The sequence below is a fragment of the Bradyrhizobium sp. GW821-FHT13H05 genome (assembly GCF_058804065.1).
This window is the reverse complement of sequence record NZ_JBXAPO010000017.1, coordinates 99,422-118,815: the sequence shown is the minus strand read 5'-3', so window position 1 is coordinate 118,815 and position 19,394 is coordinate 99,422. Positions and strand designations below refer to the sequence as shown.

Below are 19,394 nucleotides of genomic sequence, written 5' to 3'. Positions count from 1 at the left end.
TAGCAATCCGGCGGGTTGGCTGCCCCGCCGGCACGATAGACCATCATGTGATGAGTTCGGCGCAATCGCCCGATGATGCCATTCTGCCAGTGTTTTGCCCGACGTGTCAAAGTACCGTGCTATTCCCGCAAGTCATTGATTCCACAGCCTTCGTCTACTGTGCATGGGGTTGTTTTCGCATTTTAGTTTGCGGTTACCCCCGCCGCCTTGCCGCCGACGCATCCACCACGTTCTCGACGTCCTCGCGCAACGACAAGATCTCCATCGCCAGCACGGGGTGATTGAAGCCCTTGAGCTGGAGATCGTCGAGTGCGCGCGCCTCCACCCAGGGCTCGACGATGCCGTAGACGCGGCGGCTGACCACGATCTGGTTGGCCTTGGCTTCGCCGCAGAGGCGGGAGGCGAGGTTGGTGACGCTGCCGATCGCGGCATATTCCAGCCGCTGCTCGAAGCCGACCTGGCCGAGGGTGGCATAGCCGAGCGCGATGCCGATGCCGAACCCCAGGCTATGCCCGCGGTTGCGCCAGCGCTCGGTCAGCGGGCCGATCGTGTCGCGCATCTCCATCGCCATCTTCACCGCGCGCCTGGTGTGGTCCTCGAACTGGATCGGCGCGTTGAACAGGATCATCACGCCGTCGCCGGCATATTTGTCGAGCGTGCCTTCGTATTTGAAGATCAGCGTGCCGAGCGCGGCGTGGTACTCGCGCAGCACGTTCATCGCCTCTTCCGGTTCGGTCGCCTCGGTGAACGCCGTGAAGCCGCGCAGGTCGCAGAACACCACGGTCACTTCGCGGCGCTGGCTTGTGAGCAGCCCCTCGGGGCTGTCGGAGGAGGCGATCAACTGCGCCACCTGCGGCGCGAGGAATCGCTCGAGCTTGCGGATGCGTTCGATCTCGCCGAGCTGGGTCTCGACACGCTGCTCCAGCGACTTGTTCCAGTCCTTGAGCTGCTCGGTCTGCTCGCGCAGCTTGTCAGCCTGGGCGCGAACGGTCTCGTTCGCCGCCTCCAGCTCGCGGCCCTTGTGGTCGACCTCCGTGAACAGCCGCGCATTGCGCATCGCGAGCACGGCCTGGTTGGCGAAGGTGCGCATCAATCCGGTGATGCTGCCGGCGAACTCGCCGCCGGCGTGGCGCAGCACCACCAGCGCGCCGAGCGTGCCCTGCTGATCGATCAGCGGCACCACCAGCACCGAGTGGAAGCCGGCATTGATCGCGACGTCCCGCAGCGGCTGCTCGGCCGCATGGTCGAGATCGGCAATCGCGATCGGCTCGCCGCTGTCGGCGGCATTGCTCAGGATGTTGTCGCCCTGGTCGATCGTGACATGCGCGCCCTCGGCCGATTTGTCGATGCCTTCAGCCTCGACCAGGTTGAAGCGGCGCGCCTTTGCATCGAAACCGTAGATCAGCACCGCGTCGGCATGGGTGATCTCGATCGCGCGTGCCGCGATGGTCGGCAGCACGGCGTTGAGATCGAGCGAGGAGGCAACCGCGCGGCCGACCTCCTCCAGCACCTTGAGCTCGTTGATCGACTGCGCGAGATCGCGGGTGCGCGCCTCGACCTTGGTCTCCAGGTCCGAATAGGTTTCCTGGATCTGGCCGGCCATGCGGTTGAACTGGCCGGCGAGGTCTTCCAGCTCGTCGGAGGTGTGCACGTCGATGCGGTGGCTGAAATCGCCTTCGCCGAGCTTGTACGCGCCGTCGCGCAGCGCCGTGATCGGAATGATCATGCGGCGCGCGAGCAGCGTGCCGGCGAGGATCGCAACCATCAGGCCCATGCCGATCAAGAGCGCGATGCGCACCAGCTGGTCGCGGATCGGTGTCAGGGCCTGCGTGGTCGGCTGCTCGAACAGTACGCTCCAGCCGAGTTTCGGCACGGTGCTCGCGGCCGATAGCACCGCATGGCCGTTGACGTCGGTGCCTGACGTGTCGGGCGCGCCGCCGGGCGCGATTGCGGCCGCCACTTGCGGCAGCTTCGACAAATCCTGGCCGACATCGGGGCCCCTCGACGACGTCGCCAGCACGCGGCCGCGCGGGTCGACCACATAGGCGAAGGCCACCTTGCCGACCTGGGCGTCGGACAGGAAGTCGGAGAGGAAGCTGAGATCGAGCTCGGCGACCGTGACGCCTGCGTTGAAGCCGGAATGCGCCACCGAGATCGACATCATCGGCGTCCGGTCGACGAACCAGGCCGGCGCATAGCTGACGCCGCGAACGACGGTGTCGGTGAAGCGCATGTCGCGGGAGAGGTCGGCATTGCTGCCGGTCGTGGTCGACTGGCGCGAGACGCGCAGCACTTCGCGGCCATCGCCGTTGAGCTGGAACAGCTGGTTGACGACCGAGACCTGATGCAGCAGCTGGGCGTAGTCGGCGCGGCGCTTCTCGAGCGTGTCCTGGCTCGCCCGCGTCACCCAGCTGATCTGGCGCTCGAGCTCGGAGATCGACTGTTCCATCCGCCGCGCGGCGGCCTGCGCCTTGTCCTCGAGGCCGTCGGTCAGCGATGTCTTGGTGGCGCGGTAGGAGATCCAGGTCTCCATCGCGCCGTTGACGGCGAGCACGAACACGACGAGGCCGACGAGGGAGACGACATATTTGGCGAACAGGCCCTCGCGCAGAAACCGTGTCTTGTCGTTAGCTCCCGCCATTCCGATCCTCTCGCGCCGCCATCGACGCCGGCGCTACGGGCCGTACGGGCCCAGCCCCTTCTACCATAATTTGGGTCGCACGACCGCTGGTCCGGGCGGCGTGGTTACCCGACGCGGATGTCGGTTTGGGCCGGATGGGTGGCCGAATTGTCGCAGTCTCATCCGTTCGGATGAAGCGGGGTGAGGCAGAGCCGGGTAAGGGATTGGCGTGGAGTCCAGAGCGTTGGTCCGCCCATCATCGATTGAAGAGCTGCCGCAGCACGTCGTTCATCGGCTGGCTGTCCTGCTGCGCCGCCGGCGGGTTATTCTGGGCCGGAGGCTCAGGAGAGGCCTGCGGAGCGGGTGTGGCCGACATTGCCGGCAGGCTGCGGCTCCGGCCGGTGCCGGTCGCGGTGCCCGTGCCTGTTGCCGCGCCACTGGAAAGCCCCTGCTGGATCAGATTGCCGATCGCCTCGCCCAGCGGGCCGCCAAGCAGATTGTTCTGCCCCGGCTGCTGGGTTTGCGGATTGGGCGTGCCAGCGGCGTTGCCGCCAGTCGGCGCGGTGGTGCCGCCAAGTCCAAGATTACCGAGGCTCCCCAAAATATTGCCGAGCCCGGCGCCGTCGGGGCCGAACAGGCCCTTGCCCATCTCGCGCAGCTTGGCATAGGCGGCGTCGGGATTGTCGAGCATGCCGGCCATGTCGGGGTAGATCCGCGGCTGCGACCAGCTGCCCGTGATCATCACGGGAATGCCGAAGCCGACCGGCTCGGAGGTGCGGCCCTGGCCTTCGGTCGTCATCACCAGCTTCGGCTCGACGCGAAAGCCCATCATCTTGGTGTCGAGCGCGATCGTGCCGGCGCCCGTCACGCGCACAAGCGGCCCGATCAGATTGAGATCGGTGGTCACGGCCTGGCCCTTGTCGATGCGGAAGGACGCAGAGAGCTGCGACAAATCCGTGCTCTGCTCCTGGCTGTTGTTTTGGCTGTCCTGCCAGCCGGACAGCGTGCCCGATGTCAGCGAGCGGATCATCTGCGCGACGTTGATGCCGCGGATGGCGCCGTCCTGGAAGTTGACGAAGGCGGTGCCCTGCATGTTCGCCATCAGCGCGCGCTGGCTGGTGCCGGCGCTGCGCAGCGCCAGCTTGGCCTGCAGCTTGCCGTCGATCCGGTCGAATTCGGCAAGACCCTGCAGCAGCGGCAGCGCGCGCACGCCGACGAGGTCGGAATGCATGGCAAAGCTCGGCGCGCCCGTGGTCGCATCCAGGATCACCTCGCCCGAGACCTGCCCGCCATAGGCGCCGAGATTGGCAGTGCCGGCCTTCAGCACGCCGCCGGCGAGCTTTGCATCGAGCGCGAGCGGCGCCAGTCGTGCATCACCGATCACGGCCTCGTTCGCGGAGATCCTGATTTGCGCATCGACATAATTGAGCCCGGACACGTCGATCGGCGCATTGCTCCAGGGCTGTCCCGACGTGCCTTGCGGCGATTTAGCCAGGGAGATCGCGAGCCGCTGGAAGTCGAGATCGACCTTGACCAGCGGCTTGCTCGCGATGTCCACCGAAGCCCAGCCGTTGAACGCGCCGTCGCCGAGCGTGCCGTTCACGCCGTTGATCATCACGAGATCGCCGTTGAGCCGCATCTCGGCGTGACCTGCGAGCTGGGACTTCAGCACGTCGGGCATGTCGATGGCGAAATCCACCGGGATCGTCGGCCGGTCGATCGGCGGCGCCGGCGTCGTCGCCTTGATGTCGAACTTGGTCGGGTGCTCGCCGACGCGTGCGGTGCCGGTGATGTTGACCTTGCGGTCGCGGCCGACGATTGCGTCGGCGTTGATGGCGCTGATGCGGCCCTCGGTGCGATCGCGCAGGCGCACGAAGGCGACCTCGCCGTCGGTGATCTTGACGCGGTCGATGGTCGCGCCATTGGCGTCGAGCGCGAGCGGCTTCGACGAGGCGCCGGCATTCGGCAGGCGCTCACGCAGCAGCGGCTGGTAGAGCACGGGATGGGTGACGATGAGCTCGCTGATCCTCGGGCTGCCCGACCACACGCTGGAGAGCGACATGTCGGCCTGCACGCTGTCGACCGTGAGGCGCGTGATGCCGCTGCGGTCCTTGGGGTCGGCAAGCGTGAGATCGTTCAGGGTGACGTTCAGCGTCGGCCACAGGCTGATCTTCGTGGTGCCGTCGATCGACAGGCGATAGCCGGTCGCGCTCTCGACGCGCGAGGCAATCGTCGCGGTCAGGAAGCCCGATGGGATCCCGACCACGAGAAGAAGCGCGATCACGATAATGACAGCGGCGACCGCGGCGCCGGCGAATTTCACTGCTCTCATGTCGACTTTCCAACGACGGACGAACGGCGCCGAACCCGGCCGCTCACCCGCTTGTTGTGCGTGAGTTTATCCCGGGACGGCAAGCCGCTCCAGCCGGTCAAAAATAGTCGGAGGGTGCTGTAAAGTTATGTGACTTATGGCACACTTCTCCGGCGCGGTTTTGCGCGATTGTGATGTTGATGGTTCCAAACGATTTGCCGCCGAAATTGACAAGAAAGTTCACAAGGAAGTTGAAATGAGCAAGCAGGCCGAATTTGCGGTCATCCTCAAGATGAACCCGATGTTCGCCGATCTCGGCGGGGACGAGCTCCAGCGGCTGTCCAATCTCTGCCACACCCAGCATCTGGGCAATGGCGAGGTGCTGTTCCAGAAGGGCGATGCCGGGGACGCGCTGTTTGGCGTGCGCCGCGGCCAGGTCCGCATCGAGACCGGCGCCTCCGACGGCAGCCGGCTGACGCTGAATTTCATGGGCCCGGGTGACCTGTTCGGCGAGGTCGCGGTGCTGGACGGCCAGAACCGTACCGCGGACGCGACGGCAGGCGAAGTCAGCGAATTGTTCGTGCTGCGGCGCGAAGATTTTCTCGCCTTCCTCGAGCGCGAGCCGAAAGTCGCGATCAAGATCATCGCGCTGCTGTGCCAGCGCATCCGCTGGCAGAGCGAACGCATGGAAGAGTCCATGCTGCAACCGCTGCCGGTTCGCCTGGCGCGGCGGCTCTGCGCGCTCGCCGCCGATTTCGGCTCCGAGGTGCATATCTCGCAGGAGCAGCTCGGCGTCTTCGTCGGCGCCGCCCGCGAGAGCGTCAACCGACAGCTTCAGGCCTGGCGCAAGGAGGCGATCCTGGATCTCCAGCGCGGCCGCATTCTGCTGCGGAACATGACCAAGCTGACTGCGATCGCGCGGAACGAGTAAGGGTACAGCGAGGCCCCTTCTCGCACGTCGCGCAAAGGCAGAAGCTATTGCGCTCAGCGTGGCACCAACGGGTGACGAAAGTCGTCCGTTGCGCCCCGCTCCCTACTCCGCCGCCGGGTGCACGATGCTCTTTGGCGCTGGCACGGCCTCCGCCGGCGCCGCTCCGTGATGACCATCCGCCTCCGCATCCTCGCTGTGCACGATCAGCCGCTTGCCGAAGCGCCAGATCAGGGCGCCGAGATCGTCCATCACCATGAACATCGCGGGCACGAACACCAGCGACAGGATGGTCGAGAAGATCAGGCCGCCGATCACCGCGAGCGCCATCGGTGAGCGGAACTCGCCGCCGGCGCCGACCGCGAGCGCGCTCGGCATCATGCCGGCGGCCATCGCGATCGTGGTCATCACGATCGGACGGGCGCGCTTCATGCCGGCGTCGATCATGGCCTCGTCGCGCGGTTTGCCGGCGTGAATGGACTCGATCGCGAATTCCACCAGCATGATCGCGTTCTTGGTGACGATGCCCATCAGCATCAGGATGCCGATCCACACCGGCGTGGTGAGCTGCTTGCCGGTGATGAGCAGGGCCGCGATGGCGCCGCCGATCGAGAGCGGCAGCGAGAACAGGATGGTGATTGGCTGGAGGAACGTGCCGAACAGTAGCACCAGCACCGCGTAGACCATCATCAGGCCGGCGGTGATCGCGGTGGCGAAGCCGTCGGACAGCTCGTTCAGGCTTTCGGCGTCGCCGGACGGAGAGACCTTCACGCCCTTCGGCAGGCTCTTCATCACCGGCAGGTCGTTGATCTTCTTGGTGGCATCGCCGAGCGCCGCGGAGCCGACGAGGTCGGCGGCAACGGTGGCCTGCCGGTCCCGGTCGTAGCGGTTGATGCTGGTCGGACCCTGGTCGAGCTTGACGTCGGCAATGACCGAGAGTGGCACGCCGCCCTTCTCGCCGTGCTCGCCGAGCGGCACGCGCAGCTGCTCGAGCGTCTTCAGATTGCCGCGCGCGGCATCCTCGAGCTGCACGCGGACCGGCACCAGGCGGTCGCCGACGTCGAACTTGGCGAGCGCCGGCCCGACGTCGCCGATGGTGGCGACGCGGATGGTCTGCGACAGGCTCTCGGTCGAGACACCGAGGCGCGCGGCGAGATCGGCGCGCGGTTCGACACGCAACTCGGGCCGCTCCAGCGTCGTCTCAGAGATCACGTTGGAGATGGTCGGAATCCGCTTCATCTGCGTCGCAAGCTCGCTGGCGACGTTGTTGACGATGTTGGCATCGACGCCGGTCACCACCAGCGAGATGGCGCGCAGGCCGTTCTCGTCGAGGAACCAGAAGCGGATGTCGGGAATGTTCTCCAGCTCCTGGCTAATCGAGAATTCGAGCTCGCGCTGGGTGATGTCGCGATTGCCCTTGGGGGTGTAATTGATGATCAAGGCGGCGCGCCGGACTTCCTGGGTGCCGGGTGGTACGCGCCCTCCGTCGACGAAGATGCTCTTCACCTCGGACCGCTTGCGCAGCCGCGCGACGATGTCCTCGGTGACCTTCTCGGTGTAGGCGAGCTGCGTGCCGGGCGGCAGCTCGAGCGCAAGCAGCGAACGCGCGCTGTCCTGTGCCGGCAGGAAGCCCTGCGGCAGCAGCGTGATGCTCCAGATCGAGGCGGCGAAGATGCCGAAGCCGACCAGCACCGTGATGAAATAGTGTTTCACCGACCAGGCCACGATCCGGTGATAGGCTCGCAGCACGCGGCCGGGCGGCGGCTCCGCGTGATTGCCATGTTTGAGGAAATAGGCGGCCAGCACCGGCGTGACGAAGCGCGCCGCGAGCAGCGAGAAGAACACCTGCACCGAGACGGTGATGCCGAATTGCTTGAAGAACTGTCCGGCGATGCCCGACATGAAGCTCGCGGGCGCGAAGATCGCGATGATCGTGAGCGAGATCGCGATCACGGCGAGGCCGATCTCGTCGGCGGCTTCGAGTGCGGCACGATAGGGCGATTTGCCCATGTTCATGTGCCGGACGATGTTCTCGATCTCGACGATGGCGTCGTCGACCAGAATACCTGTCGACAGCGTAATGGCGAGGAAACTGACGAGATTGAGCGAGAAGCCGAGCAAGTCCATCGCCCAGAACGCCGGGAAGATCGACAGCGGCAGCGAGATCGCGGCGATGATGGTGGCGCGCAGGTCGCGCAGGAACAACAGCACGATGACGACGGCGAGGATGGCGCCTTCGAACAGGGTCGAGATCGCCGCTTCGTAATTGCCGTTGGTGTATTCGACCGAGGTGTCGATCAGCTTGAGGTCGACGTCGGGATAGGCGGCCTTGAGCGCGTCGATGCGTTTCTGCACGGCCTCGGCGACCTTCACGTCGCTGGCGCCCTTGGAGCGCTTGATGCCGAGCGCGACGACGGGCTCGCCGTTGAAGCGGGCGAAGGTGCGGCGGTCGGCGATGGTGTCGGTGACGGTGCCGAGATCATCCAGCCGCACCTCGCCGCCGCCGAACAACGGGACCATGGTGCCGGCGAGATCGCTGAGCGTCTTGGCGCCGGCCAGCGTGCGGATCGCCTGGTCGTTCTTGCCGATTTCGGCGCGGCCACCGGCGACGTCGACATTGGTGCCGCGCAGGCTCTGGCTGACATTGACGGCGGTGAGCCCCATCGCCTGCAGGCGGTCGGGATCGAGCGAGACGAGAATCTCGCGCTCGACACCGCCGATGCGCTCGACCTGGGCGACGCCGCGTACGCCCTGCAGCGCGCGCTTGACCACGTCGTCGACGAAATAGGAGAGCTGCTCCGGCGTCTTGCCGGGCGAGATCGCAGCATAAGTGACGATCGGCAGGCCGATCACGTCGACACGCTGGATCAGCGGCTCGGTGACGTTCTGCGGCAGGTTCGAGCGTACGCGCGTCACTGCGTCCTTGACGTCGTTGAGCGCGCGGTCGGTGTTGGTCTCCAGCGCGAACTGGATGGTGGTGAGCGACAGGCCGTCGGTGATCTGCGAGGTGATGTGGCGCACGCCCTCGACACCGGAGACGGCGTCTTCGATGGTCTTGGTGACCTGGGATTCAAGCTCGGTGGGCGCTGCGCCGAACTGCGATACCGCGACCGAGATCACGGGAATGTCCGCCGAGGGCAGCCGCGTCACCGCGAGCTTGACGAAGGAGGTCCAGCCAAGGACCAGGAGGATGATCGAAAAGACGACCGACGGCAGCGGATGACGAATCGACCATGCCGAAATATTGAGAGCCATCAGCGTACCCGCGTGCGATCGAGTTCATCGGCGAACATGGTCTTGATCTGGTCGCCGTCATGCAGCGAAGAGCCGGCGTCGGCCACGACGATTTCGCCGACGTCGAGGCCTTCCAGGATTTCCGTCGCGGAGTCGGACGACAGTCCGACCCGCACCTTCCGTGTCTCGACAATGTTGCCTTTGACGACCTGCACGGTGAGATGGTCGATCGCGGTCTTGGGAACCGCGACGCCGCAGCTTCGCTTGGCGTCGATGGATGCGCGGGCGAACACGCCGACCTTGAGCGAGGGATTGTTGGTGACGCTGATGCGGACGCGGCCGAGCTGCGTGGCGCGGTCGATTTCGGGCGCGACCAGCCGGACCCGTCCGATCAGATCGGGCGCATCGTCGCGGCTGATGCGCACGGTCGCGCCGGCGCTGAGCTTGGGCATGTGCACGGCCGGGACTTGCGCGTCGAGCTCGATCTCGTTGTTGACGGCGATGCGAAACATCGGGCCGGCCTGCGGCGAGGCGGGTGCGCCGACGATGGTGCGGACTTCGGTGACGAGGCCTGGCGCCGGCGCCTTCAGCGAGACCGGGCCTTGCGGGCCGGGGCGCTGCGGCTGGCCGGGAATCTGCGGCGGCGCGGTCAGGCGCGCCAGTTCCTGATTGTCGGTGACCATGGTGCCTTCGGTGACGAAGAGGTCGGTGACCTTGGATCCCTCCTGGTCGGCGACAACCACGGCCTCGCGGCGCGGAACGAAGAAGCCGGTCACACGGACGAGGTCGGAGAAGCAGGCATTGGTCGACTTCGTCACGATGACGAGCGCCTCGCCGGGCGTTTCCTTCGCCTCGGGTCGATGCCGATGCTCGAACAGATAATAGCCGATACCGAGGGCCACGATGAAGATCACGGTTGCGGCCGGCTTGAGATATTCGGAGAGGTTCATCGCCGGATCATCCTGGCCTGGCTCACGGCCGTCCGTACGAGGCCCGCTGAGAGCATTTCCCTGAAACAAAGCGGCGTCCCGCAAGGCTGCGGGACGCGCTTTGAAAGCATCACTTTACACCACATCACAATGGGGCACTTCAAAGGATTGCGTCGTGCTTACTTTGATGCGGTGGTCTTGTTTTCCATGTTGACGACCTGCACGCGGCGATTGACCTCGGCCATCGGCTGGCTCGGGTCCTTCAGCTTGCTCTTGCCGTAGCCGACGGTGACGAGATCGGTCGCGGTGATGCTGTACTTCTCGACGAGGTAGCGCTTGATCGAATCCGCACGGCGCTCCGAGAGGTCCTGATTGTAGCCTTCGCCGCCGGCGGCGTCGGTGTGGCCGGCCACCACGAAGGTCGAGCCCTTCAGGTCGGGGCTGGTCAACGCGCGGCCAAGCGCCTGCACTGATGGCATCGACTTGGCGCTGATGTTGGCGGAGTTGTAGTCGAAGGTGATTTCGAGATCGATGTTCGGCTTGTCCTTGGCGACTGACGCGATTTCCTCGCGCTCGGTCGACGACAGCGAACGCGTCGAACGGCCGCGCACGGACTGGATCAGCTTGGTCTCAGCGGCACTTGGCGCGGGATCGGCCTGCGGGGCGATCGACAGGCCGCGGGTCAGCGGCTTCTTCGGCGGCGGCGCCAGCGCGCGGACGATCTCGTCCTCGGTGACGTTCTTGCTGTTGCCGTCATCGCCGGCGAACGCGGCCGAGGTCGGCAGCGACAATGCGGCGCCGATGGTGATGATGGACAGGATTGCGGTAAGTCCTTTTGCAGCCAGTCTCATTGCCAGTCCCTCCTGCGCAGCCAGCTCGCGCGGTTCCAAAATTCCTGCAATAGGCCCCCCGGGAAAGGCCGCCTGCGGCATCCGTCCATTAGTCTTTCCGGGGCCGCCGAGGGTTCGAGGCGTCTGTTGCCTCAACTCAAAAAAATACTAGCGTACTCCGTAGCTTGCGAATTCCTGAACGATGTTCGGGTCCATCGCCTTGGCATTGGCAATGTCCAGCGCCCCTTCCTGGGCCGAGCCGTTGCGCTGCTTGGCGATTCCTCGCCCAAAGAGCGAGGAAGTCAGGCGCGGGTTGATCCGCAGGGCCGCGTCAAAATCGGCGATGGCGTTCTTCACCGCGCCCGACTTCAGGTTGACGAGCCCCCGGCTGTCCAGCGCATCGACGAAGTTCGGCCGCAGCCGCAGCGCTTCGTTGCAATCCTTCAGCGCGCCCTGGAGGTCACCGACCACGGTGCGGGTCCAGCAGCGGTTGTTCAGCGCCTCGACGTCCTTCGAATTGATCCGGAGCGTGTCGTCGAAATCCTTGATGGCGAGGCTGTAGGCGCCCTTGCTGGCATAGACCTGGCCGCGCCGGTACAGCGCGTTCACGTCGTCAGGATTGGCCGCGATCTTGGCCGTCAGGCCCTTGATGGTGGGGTCTTCCGCCAGCACGGCCGCGCTCGGTCCGCTATCCGCGTTGGGCGGGGGAAGAACAGGAGCGGGAAGAACAGGAGCGGGATCGGCCGGTCTCACCGGCGGTGGCGCCGGGGGCAGGGCGGCCTCGACCTGCGGCTTCGGCGCCGGGACCGGTGCGGGTGGAGGGGCGGGAGCCGCAACCGTATCAGCCGGCTTCGGCGCTGGCGGCGGCGCGGGTGGTGCCGGCGGCGGGTTGTTTGCGACCACCGGCGGCGCGGGAGGCGGTGCTGTCGTGGCCGCCGGGCGCGATCCGGCTGCTCCCGGAATGAACGAGAAATCCTCGGCCAATGAAGAGGATATCCACGGCACCTGCTCGCCGCGCGAGGCGCGGGTGACGCCCATCTTGGTGCGGTTCAGCGTTTCCTCGGCCATCAGGTCGGGGACGCGGATCTCCTTCAGCAGCTCCTGGACGAACAGGCTGTGCTCGCCGCCGACATCCGAGACCACCGAGGCCAGCGCCGCCGAATACATCACCAGGGTGCCGTTCGGCGCGATGACCGGGGTCAGGCCGGCCGAGAAGCTGCGGAACCGGCGCTCGAACGGGTTTCGTCTGGAGGCGTCGATCAGCGCGATCTTGACGCCGGCGCCGCGGGTATTGAGCTCGCCGAGCACGGTTTCGAGGCTGACACCGTCGCGGCGCACGTCGGATTCGGTCCAGATCTGCGCATCGACCGGCAGCATGTAGCTCTGGCGCGCCGACTGGATGCCGAACCCGCTGAAGAACACCAGTGCCACCGAGCCCGGCTTGATCTTGCCGTAGAGCTTGTCGAAGGCGCGGCGCATGCCGTCGCCGGTCAGGTTCTCGCCGATCTCGACGGAAAAGCCGTCGCGCTTGAGCTCGTCGGCGACGTCGCGCGCGTCGTTGAGCGGTTCCTTCAGCGGGCTGTCGGCATCAGGATATTTGGCGTTGCCGATGACCAACGCATAGCGGTCGCCGGCCGCAAGCGACGGCGCGGTCGGGACGAGCGAAACGAGCAAGGGAAGAAGGAAAAGGAAGCGAATTTTCATAATCAGCGCGGTCCAGCCAAAAAGGCGCCGTTACCAGCTTGCGCCGCGGCGACCTTAACTTACGCAATGTGCATTATCAAACCGGGGAGAGGGGGCGTCAACCGCTTGGAGATTCGGCGTTATCGCGACGATTGACCGCAACGCGTAGGCGTGCGGCGAGGGGAATAAACGGGCCGTCATGGTTGGGCTCGACACGATCTGGTTGGGCATTGCAGCAGCCATGTTAGGGCAGTCATGGCGACTAAAATGTGATTGGTCTCACATTGGAGCGCGTCTCCACCCTCGCGCGCGGCGTTTGACCTTTTGGGCGGACAATGGCTTGGTGCGCGCGATCGTCTTCGAAGGTCCAATCAGAAAAGCAAGATCATGGGAAACGCCTACGAAATCTACGCCCTGCGCTATGCGACGATGTCGCCGCGCACCCCCCACATGAACTTCCTGGCGCCGGATCCGCATGACAGTGCGGCGCAGGACCTCGACTACTTCGTTTGGCTGATCCGCGGCGGCGGCCGCGACATCCTGGTCGATACCGGCTTCAATGCCGAGGAGGCGAGCGCGCGGGCGCGCAAGCTGACGCTCAATCCGGTCGATGCGCTGGAGCGTTTTGGTGTCGCGGCATCGAGTGTTCGTGACATCATCGTGACGCATCTGCATTACGATCACGCCGGCAATCTCGACCGCTTCCCGAACGCGCGCTTCCATCTCCAGGAGCGCGAGATGGCCTACGCGACCGGCCGCTGCATGTGTAACGGCTTATTGCGACATCCGTTCTCGGTCGAGCACGTCACCCAGATGGTGCGCCATGTCTATGGCGAGCGCGTCAATTTCTATTCCGGTGACGGCGAAATCGCGCCCGGCGTGACCGTGCACCGGGTCGGTGGTCATTCCGACGGCTTGCAGGTGGTCAAGGTCGAGACCGCGCGCGGGCCGGTGGTGCTGGCGTCCGACGCCGCGCATTATTACGCCAATCTCCAGCGCAAGAGCCCGTTCCCGATCGTCTACAATGTCGGTGACATGGCGGTCGGCTGGGAGACGATCGAGCGCCTTGTTGGCCATCCCGACCGGTTCATTCCCGGCCATGACCCGATCGTGACGGAAATCTATCCGCGCGCCAGCGACAAGGTCGATGCCTGGGCACTGCACCTGCCGCCGTCGCGATCGTTCGCGAAATGACGGAGTAGAGAATTCCGGTGGCACTCTGTCCCCGTCACCCCCGCGCAATGGCGAAGCCATTGTCGCTGGAGGTGGCCGCTCCTTCAGCGGCCCTCGAAGGCGACGGCCCGGTTGGCCGCTGCGACGGAGGCTGAGAGGACCTCATCTTCGCCATGCTCCCGAGTGTAGCGAGAAAGGCATATCGTCGGAAGCCCGGGTCCGGCCAAAAGCTCTGGTGGCGTTGACGTCTCGGCCTTCATCATATCGGATGATTTGATGGGCGAGGTGAAGCGAACATCGTTGGTTGACCTGATCGCGGGCGTGGCGGGCTTTGGGCTTGGCGCGGCTGTCCTTGGATACGGGGCCCTGTTGATCGGGATCTCTTTTCTTAGTCACATCCCTGGGGGTATTCACAGTGACTGGGCGGTTGTCGTCCTCGTCGGAACGCTGCTGTGCCTCGTTTTGGGGGGAGTGGTAGGAGGCAGAGCAGCTGTGCGACTCGCCAGGTCGTGGCAGGATCGGGCTATGTAGAGCCATACTTCTCGTCCGGGTTGGCTCAACAGGCGGCATCGCTCACGCGCAAGAGAGATATACGTCGTGCACGTTGGTCCAATGCCTTCCGAGCGCGGTTGGACTGTCTCCAAATCCGTAGAGCGCAGGATTTTTCAGAACCGCGCTGATCATCGCTTGTGGCTGCTCCGGTGTCATCTGCACTTGAAGCAATATGTCATCGTCCCGGATTTGTCGCGGGCGAGCGCTGCCGCATTCCATTGATCCAGCAACCTGACCCGCAATGCTCCGATAGGTCACGTGGCTTCCGTTCATCACCCGAAAGCTGACATCCTCGCTCGCTTGCAGGCGGCCTAATACGCCTGCTTGGCGTCGGCCTCTGCGCTGGTCTGGATCAGGTCGAGACTCTCTTCGATCTTGCCGAGCAGGGCCGACAATTGCTTGCGCTCCTGCGCGGAGAGGCAACCAAGAATCTCGTCTTCCCGTCGCAACAGCTGCGGGAACAGCTCCTCGTAAAGCGCGCGGCCCTTCTTTGTCAGTTGCAGGCGGAATTCGCGGCGGTCGGCTTCGTTCTCGACGCGCTCGATCAGACCGTCATGCATCAGCGTCGTCACCGCGCGGCTGATGGTCGATTTGTGCGTGCGGGTGCATTGTGAGATGTACTGCGCGCTACAGGCGTCGCTGCGGAAGCCGAGCGTCGCGATCACGCGCCAGGCTGGAATATCTAGGCCGTGACGCTGCTGATATTCGACCGCGAGCGCGGAACTCACCTCCGCCGCGAGCCGGTTGAGACGGAACGGCACGAATTTGAACAGATCGAGCCGCGCCTTCGGCCGTGGCGACGCCTCGTCCATCTCTTGTCTCTTCAGCGCCGCATCGCTGGATGTTCTCGCCAAGGCCTCGCGCTCCGAATTCCAGTTGACGGCCGGCCGGCTCCGGTCCAAAATAGTTGCACGTGAGACTATCTAGCAGATCAGTCCTCTCCTGACCAGAGCCGAGGTTAGCGCATGGCGCAGGCCAAATCCCAGTTCGGCTATCGCCGCCACCCCGACCAGGATCGCCCCAGGGACGGCACGGCCGAGCATCCGGTCGTGGTTGTCGGCGCGGGCCCGGTCGGACTGTCTTTGGCGATCGACCTCGCTCAGCGCGGTCAGTGCGTCGTTCTCCTCGATGATGCCGACCGCATTGGCGAGGGCTCGCGCGCGATCTGCTTCTCGAAGCGCTCGCTGGAATATTGGGACCGGCTCGGCGTCGGCGACCGCATGGTCGAGAAGGGCGTGGTGTGGAGCGTCGGCCGCATTTTTCACGGCGAGTCCCAGCTCTATCAGTTCAACCTGCTGCCCGAAGATGGTCACAAGCGGCCGGCCTTCATCAACCTCCAGCAATATTACGCCGAGGCCTATCTGGTCGATCGCATCAGCGATCTGCCCGGAATCGATTTGCGTTGGCGCAACAAGGTGACGGCGCTGGAGAGCCGCAACGATTCCGTCGCACTGACGATCGAAACTCCGGAGGGCAATTATCGCCTGCACGCGCAATACGTCGTCGCTTGCGACGGCGCGCGCTCCTCGCTGCGGCAGATGGTCGGCGCCGACTTTGCCGGCCAGGTGTTCGAGGATCAGTTCCTGATCGCCGACGTCAAGATGACCGCGGAATTTCCGACCGAGCGCTGGTTCTGGTTCGATCCGCCGTTCCATGCCGGGCGCTCGGCGCTGCTGCACAGGCAACCCGACGACGTCTGGCGCATCGATCTCCAGCTCAATCGTTACGCCGACCCCGTCGTCGAGAAGAAGCCGGAAAACGTGCGGCCGCGGATCGCGCGCATGCTCGGCCACGACAAGTTCGAGTTCGAGTGGATCTCGCTCTACAAATTCCAGTGCCGGCGGATGGACCGCTTTATTCATGGCCGGGTGATCTTTGCGGGCGATTCCGCGCATCAGGTCTCGCCCTTCGGTGCGCGGGGAGCGAACTCGGGACTCGAAGACGCCGAAAATCTCTCGTGGAAGCTCGATCGCGTGTTGCGCGGCGCATCGCCCGCGAGCCTGCTGGAGAGTTACCACGTCGAGCGCAGCGGGGCTGCCGACGAGAACATCCGCGAATCCACCCGCTCAACCGATTTCATGGCGCCGAGCTCGCATCAGGAAGCGCGGCTGCGCAAGGCGGTGCTGTCGCTGGCCAAGGAGACCGAGTTCGGCAAGCGCATGGTCAATGGCGGCCGGCTGTCGGTGCCGTGCAGCTATGACACGCCGTTGTCTTCGCCTGATGCCGATGCGTGGGACGCCGGCCCGCGGCCCGGCTGTTCCATGCTCGATGCGCCAATCGCTGGCGAGAATGTCTACTTGACGGACGCATTCCGAAAAGACGGAACGGGCTTCACCCTGCTGTCGTTCAACAATGGCGCGGCGATCGAGACGCCCGATGGCGTCAAGGATATCCGTATCGGCGGTGGATTGGCGGATCCGTCGGGCCTCGTCGCCAAGCGCTATGATGCCGAGCCGGGCACGGCCTATCTGCTCAGGCCTGATGGCTATGTCGCGGCGCGCTTCCGCCATCCGACGCGCGAGGCAATTGCAGCGGCGCTGTCGCGCGCCGCTGGCGTGAACTGAGGTTTCGCATGCCGCTGTCCACCAGCTCCAACTTCGCACGACCCGACGATGCCTTTCGCGCCATCGTCGAAGCGCATCGCGGTCTTACCGACGAGCAGAGCGCCGACTTCGATGCGGCGCTTGTGCTGATCCTCGCCAACCATATCGGCGACATCGACGTGTTGCGCGAGGCGATCGGGCTCGCCAAGCGGCGCATGATCGAAGGCCAGCAGCAACAACAGCAACAACAATAACCCAAGACTCAAGGATGAATTGATGGCGAAGAACTTCGCATCCACCGGCGATCTCTCCGAGAAGACGATCACCTTCTCCGAGATCGGCACCGATCTCTACGCCTTCACCGCCGAGGGCGATCCGAACACCGCGATCATCGTCGGTGACGACGGCTGCCTCGTGTTCGACGCGCAATCGACGCCTGCAATGGCCAACAAGGTGATTGAGCGCGTCCGCACTGTCACCGACAAACCGATAAAATATGTCGTGCTGTCGCATTATCACGCCGTCCGCGTACTCGGCGCCTCCGCCTACAAGGCGCAGGGCATCGTCGCCTCGCAGGAGACGTATCGTCTGATCGAGGAGCGCGGCCAGCAGGATTGGGATTCCGAGTACGGCCGCTTTCCGCGCCTGTTTCAGGATGCGCAAAGCATTCCCGGTTTGACCTGGCCGACACTGACCTTCGAAGGCGAGATGTCGATCTATCTGGGAAAACGCGAGGTGCGCCTGATGCAGCTTGGCGCCGGCCACACCTCCGGCGACATCGTCGCCTGGGTGCCGGATGCGGAGGTGATGTTCTCCGGCGACCTCATCGAATATCACTCGGCCTGCTATTGCGGCGATGCGCATTTGCGCGAATGGCCGCTGACGCTGAACGAGATCCGCAACTTCAATCCCAAGGCGATCGCGCCGGGCCGCGGCGATGCTCTCAAGGGCACAGCCACCGTGCGCGAGGCCATCGCAATGACCCGTGACTTCGTCACCTCGCTCTATGGCGCCGCCGAAATCTCGGTCGCCAAGGGCCGCACGCTGAAGGAATCGATGGCGGCGACCCGCGAGGTCATGGATCCCAAGTTTTCGAGCTTCGCCATCTACGAGCACTGCCTGCCGTTCAACGTGTCGCGCGCCTATGACGAAGCGTCGGGGATCGACGACCCCGTGATCTGGACCGACAAGCGCGACCAGGAAATGTGGGCGAACTTGCAAGGAGGAGGATAATCATGAACATCAATACCTCACCCGATCAGATCATCCGCAGTTCGGCACAGGTCACGCCGGGCTACATGTCCGGCTTCGGCAACAGTTTTGAGACCGAGGCGCTGCCGGGCGCGCTGCCGATCGGGCGCAACTCACCGCAGCGCTGCGCCTACGGCCTCTATGCCGAGCAGCTCTCGGGCTCGCCCTTCACGGCGCCGCGCGGCACCAATGAGCGCTCCTGGCTTTATCGCATCCGACCCTCGGTGAAGCACTCCGGACGTTTCGAAAAGGCGGACGGTGGGCTGTGGCGCTCGGCGCCTTGCCATGAATACGATCTTCCGATCGCGCAGCTGCGCTGGGACCCCGCGCCGATCCCGAAGGAGGACACGACCTTCCTCCAGGGCGTGCAGACCATGACGACGGCCGGTGACGTCAACACGCAGGCCGGCATGGCCGCGCATGTCTACCTCATCACCAAGTCGATGGTGGATCAGCATTTCTACAATGCTGATGGCGAGCTGATGTTCGTGCTCCAGCACGGCAATCTGCGGCTCGTCACCGAGTTCGGCCGGATCGATGCCGAGCCCGGCGAGATCGTGGTGATCCCGCGCGGCGTCAAATTCCGCGTCGAGATTCCGAATGGCCCGGCGCGCGGCTATCTCTGCGAAAACTATGGCGGTGCCTTCACGCTGCCGGAGCGCGGGCCGATCGGTGCCAATTGTCTCGCCAATGCGCGCGACTTCCTCACCCCCGTCGCGCATTACGAGGACAAGGACACGCCGACCGAACTCTACGTGAAATGGGGCGGCGCGCTGTTCAAGACGACCTTGCCGCATTCACCGATCGACGTGGTCGCCTGGCACGGCAATTACGCGCCCTACAAATACGATCTGCGTACCTTCTCTCCGGTCGGCGCGATCGGATTCGATCATCCCGATCCCTCGATCTTCACGGTGCTCACCTCACCGTCGGAGACGGCGGGCACCGCGAATATCGATTTCGTCATCTTCCCCGAGCGCTGGATGGTGGCCGACAACACTTTCCGCCCGCCCTGGTACCACATGAACATCATGAGCGAGTTCATGGGCCTGATCTATGGCGTCTACGATGCCAAGCCGCAGGGCTTTGTCCCCGGCGGCGTCAGCTTGCATAACTGCATGCTGCCGCACGGCCCCGATCGCGACGCCTTCGAGCACGCCAGCAATGGCGAGCTGAAGCCGGTGAAGCTGACCGGCACCATGGCCTTCATGTTCGAGACCCGCTATGCGCAGCGCGTCACCGCGCATGCCGCGAAGTCGTCGACGCTGCAGGACGATTATGCGGATTGCTGGAAGGGCCTGGAGAAGCGGTTCGATCCGAACCGGCCGTAGCTTTCTTCC

At 64.7% G+C, this 19,394-nt stretch carries 13 protein-coding genes; 6 read left to right on the top strand and 7 right to left on the bottom strand.

The genetic code is table 11. The features are described 5' to 3' along the window. Positions 1-193: 193 nt before the first annotated feature. Positions 194-2,641 (bottom strand): adenylate/guanylate cyclase domain-containing protein, encoded by a 2,448-nt coding sequence (locus tag AC1RR3_RS33460; RefSeq protein ID WP_492828721.1) that lies wholly within the window; start codon positions 2,639-2,641, stop codon positions 194-196. A 235-nt stretch (positions 2,642-2,876) separates the two neighbouring features. Further along, entirely contained in the window at positions 2,877-4,952 is a 2,076-nt protein-coding gene (locus AC1RR3_RS33455) for an AsmA family protein (protein ID WP_492828719.1), read from the bottom strand. Positions 4,953-5,187: 235 nt separating this feature from the next. Here AC1RR3_RS33455 and AC1RR3_RS33450 point away from each other — a divergent pair, with 235 nt between their 5' ends. Beyond that, the gene (locus AC1RR3_RS33450; protein WP_492828717.1) at positions 5,188-5,862 is read left to right on the top strand and encodes a Crp/Fnr family transcriptional regulator; all 675 of its coding nucleotides are present in this window, start codon (positions 5,188-5,190) and stop codon (positions 5,860-5,862) included. Between the two features lie 102 nt (positions 5,863-5,964). On the opposite strand, the gene AC1RR3_RS33445 is transcribed toward AC1RR3_RS33450, so the two are convergent. The 4 genes from AC1RR3_RS33445 to AC1RR3_RS33430 form a co-directional block, all read right to left on the bottom strand. Beyond that, positions 5,965-9,114, bottom strand: coding sequence for an efflux RND transporter permease subunit (locus AC1RR3_RS33445; RefSeq protein ID WP_492828715.1), 3,150 nt, complete (start codon positions 9,112-9,114; stop codon positions 5,965-5,967). Further along, the gene (locus AC1RR3_RS33440) at positions 9,114-10,043 is read right to left on the bottom strand and encodes an efflux RND transporter periplasmic adaptor subunit (RefSeq protein ID WP_492828713.1); all 930 of its coding nucleotides are present in this window, start codon (positions 10,041-10,043) and stop codon (positions 9,114-9,116) included. Before AC1RR3_RS33440 ends, AC1RR3_RS33445 begins: the two co-directional genes overlap by 1 nt. Positions 10,044-10,201: 158 nt before the next feature. After that, a complete protein-coding gene (locus tag AC1RR3_RS33435) occupies positions 10,202-10,873 on the bottom strand; it encodes an OmpA family protein (RefSeq protein WP_492828711.1) in 672 nt (223 codons plus the stop codon). A gap of 147 nt (positions 10,874-11,020) precedes the next feature. Next, positions 11,021-12,556: a caspase family protein gene (locus AC1RR3_RS33430; protein WP_492828709.1), complete on the bottom strand. Its 1,536-nt coding sequence runs from the start codon at positions 12,554-12,556 to the stop codon at positions 11,021-11,023. Between the two features lie 366 nt (positions 12,557-12,922). Here AC1RR3_RS33430 and AC1RR3_RS33425 point away from each other — a divergent pair, with 366 nt between their 5' ends. Then, the gene (locus AC1RR3_RS33425; protein WP_492828707.1) at positions 12,923-13,729 is read left to right on the top strand and encodes an N-acyl homoserine lactonase family protein; all 807 of its coding nucleotides are present in this window, start codon (positions 12,923-12,925) and stop codon (positions 13,727-13,729) included. An 842-nt stretch (positions 13,730-14,571) separates the two neighbouring features. Here AC1RR3_RS33425 and AC1RR3_RS33420 read toward each other — a convergent pair. After that, positions 14,572-15,114: a MarR family winged helix-turn-helix transcriptional regulator gene (locus tag AC1RR3_RS33420; RefSeq protein WP_492828705.1), complete on the bottom strand. Its 543-nt coding sequence runs from the start codon at positions 15,112-15,114 to the stop codon at positions 14,572-14,574. A 111-nt stretch (positions 15,115-15,225) separates the two neighbouring features. Here AC1RR3_RS33420 and AC1RR3_RS33415 point away from each other — a divergent pair, with 111 nt between their 5' ends. The 4 genes from AC1RR3_RS33415 to hmgA are packed head-to-tail and all read left to right on the top strand — an operon-like array spanning position 15,226 to position 19,385. Next, positions 15,226-16,824: an FAD-dependent oxidoreductase gene (locus AC1RR3_RS33415; RefSeq protein WP_492828703.1), complete on the top strand. Its 1,599-nt coding sequence runs from the start codon at positions 15,226-15,228 to the stop codon at positions 16,822-16,824. 8 nt (positions 16,825-16,832) lie between these two features. Next, positions 16,833-17,057, top strand: a complete 225-nt coding sequence (locus tag AC1RR3_RS33410) for a DUF2783 domain-containing protein (RefSeq protein WP_492828701.1) — start codon at positions 16,833-16,835, stop codon at positions 17,055-17,057. Between the two features lie 22 nt (positions 17,058-17,079). Next, complete coding sequence (locus AC1RR3_RS33405; protein WP_492828700.1) at positions 17,080-18,036, top strand: MBL fold metallo-hydrolase; 957 nt, start codon at positions 17,080-17,082, stop codon at positions 18,034-18,036. A 2-nt stretch (positions 18,037-18,038) separates the two neighbouring features. Continuing rightward, positions 18,039-19,385 carry a homogentisate 1,2-dioxygenase gene (gene hmgA, locus AC1RR3_RS33400; RefSeq protein WP_492828698.1) on the top strand — a complete coding sequence of 449 codons (1,347 nt, stop codon included), beginning with the start codon at positions 18,039-18,041 and terminating at the stop codon, positions 19,383-19,385. Positions 19,386-19,394: the final 9 nt, after the last annotated feature.

Bases quoted from the DNA above. Each gene is read 5' to 3' on its own strand.
- AC1RR3_RS33460 (WP_492828721.1), bottom strand. From the start codon at position 2,641: ATGGCGGGAGCTAACGACAAGACACGGTTTCTGCGCGAGGGCCTGTTC.
- AC1RR3_RS33455 (WP_492828719.1), bottom strand. From the start codon at position 4,952: ATGAGAGCAGTGAAATTCGCCGGCGCCGCGGTCGCCGCTGTCATTATC.
- AC1RR3_RS33450 (WP_492828717.1), top strand. From the start codon at position 5,188: ATGAGCAAGCAGGCCGAATTTGCGGTCATCCTCAAGATGAACCCGATG.
- AC1RR3_RS33445 (WP_492828715.1), bottom strand. From the start codon at position 9,114: ATGGCTCTCAATATTTCGGCATGGTCGATTCGTCATCCGCTGCCGTCG.
- AC1RR3_RS33440 (WP_492828713.1), bottom strand. From the start codon at position 10,043: ATGAACCTCTCCGAATATCTCAAGCCGGCCGCAACCGTGATCTTCATC.
- AC1RR3_RS33435 (WP_492828711.1), bottom strand. From the start codon at position 10,873: ATGAGACTGGCTGCAAAAGGACTTACCGCAATCCTGTCCATCATCACC.
- AC1RR3_RS33430 (WP_492828709.1), bottom strand. From the start codon at position 12,556: ATGAAAATTCGCTTCCTTTTCCTTCTTCCCTTGCTCGTTTCGCTCGTC.
- AC1RR3_RS33425 (WP_492828707.1), top strand. From the start codon at position 12,923: ATGGGAAACGCCTACGAAATCTACGCCCTGCGCTATGCGACGATGTCG.
- AC1RR3_RS33415 (WP_492828703.1), top strand. From the start codon at position 15,226: ATGGCGCAGGCCAAATCCCAGTTCGGCTATCGCCGCCACCCCGACCAG.
- AC1RR3_RS33410 (WP_492828701.1), top strand. From the start codon at position 16,833: ATGCCGCTGTCCACCAGCTCCAACTTCGCACGACCCGACGATGCCTTT.
- AC1RR3_RS33405 (WP_492828700.1), top strand. From the start codon at position 17,080: ATGGCGAAGAACTTCGCATCCACCGGCGATCTCTCCGAGAAGACGATC.
- hmgA (WP_492828698.1), top strand. From the start codon at position 18,039: ATGAACATCAATACCTCACCCGATCAGATCATCCGCAGTTCGGCACAG.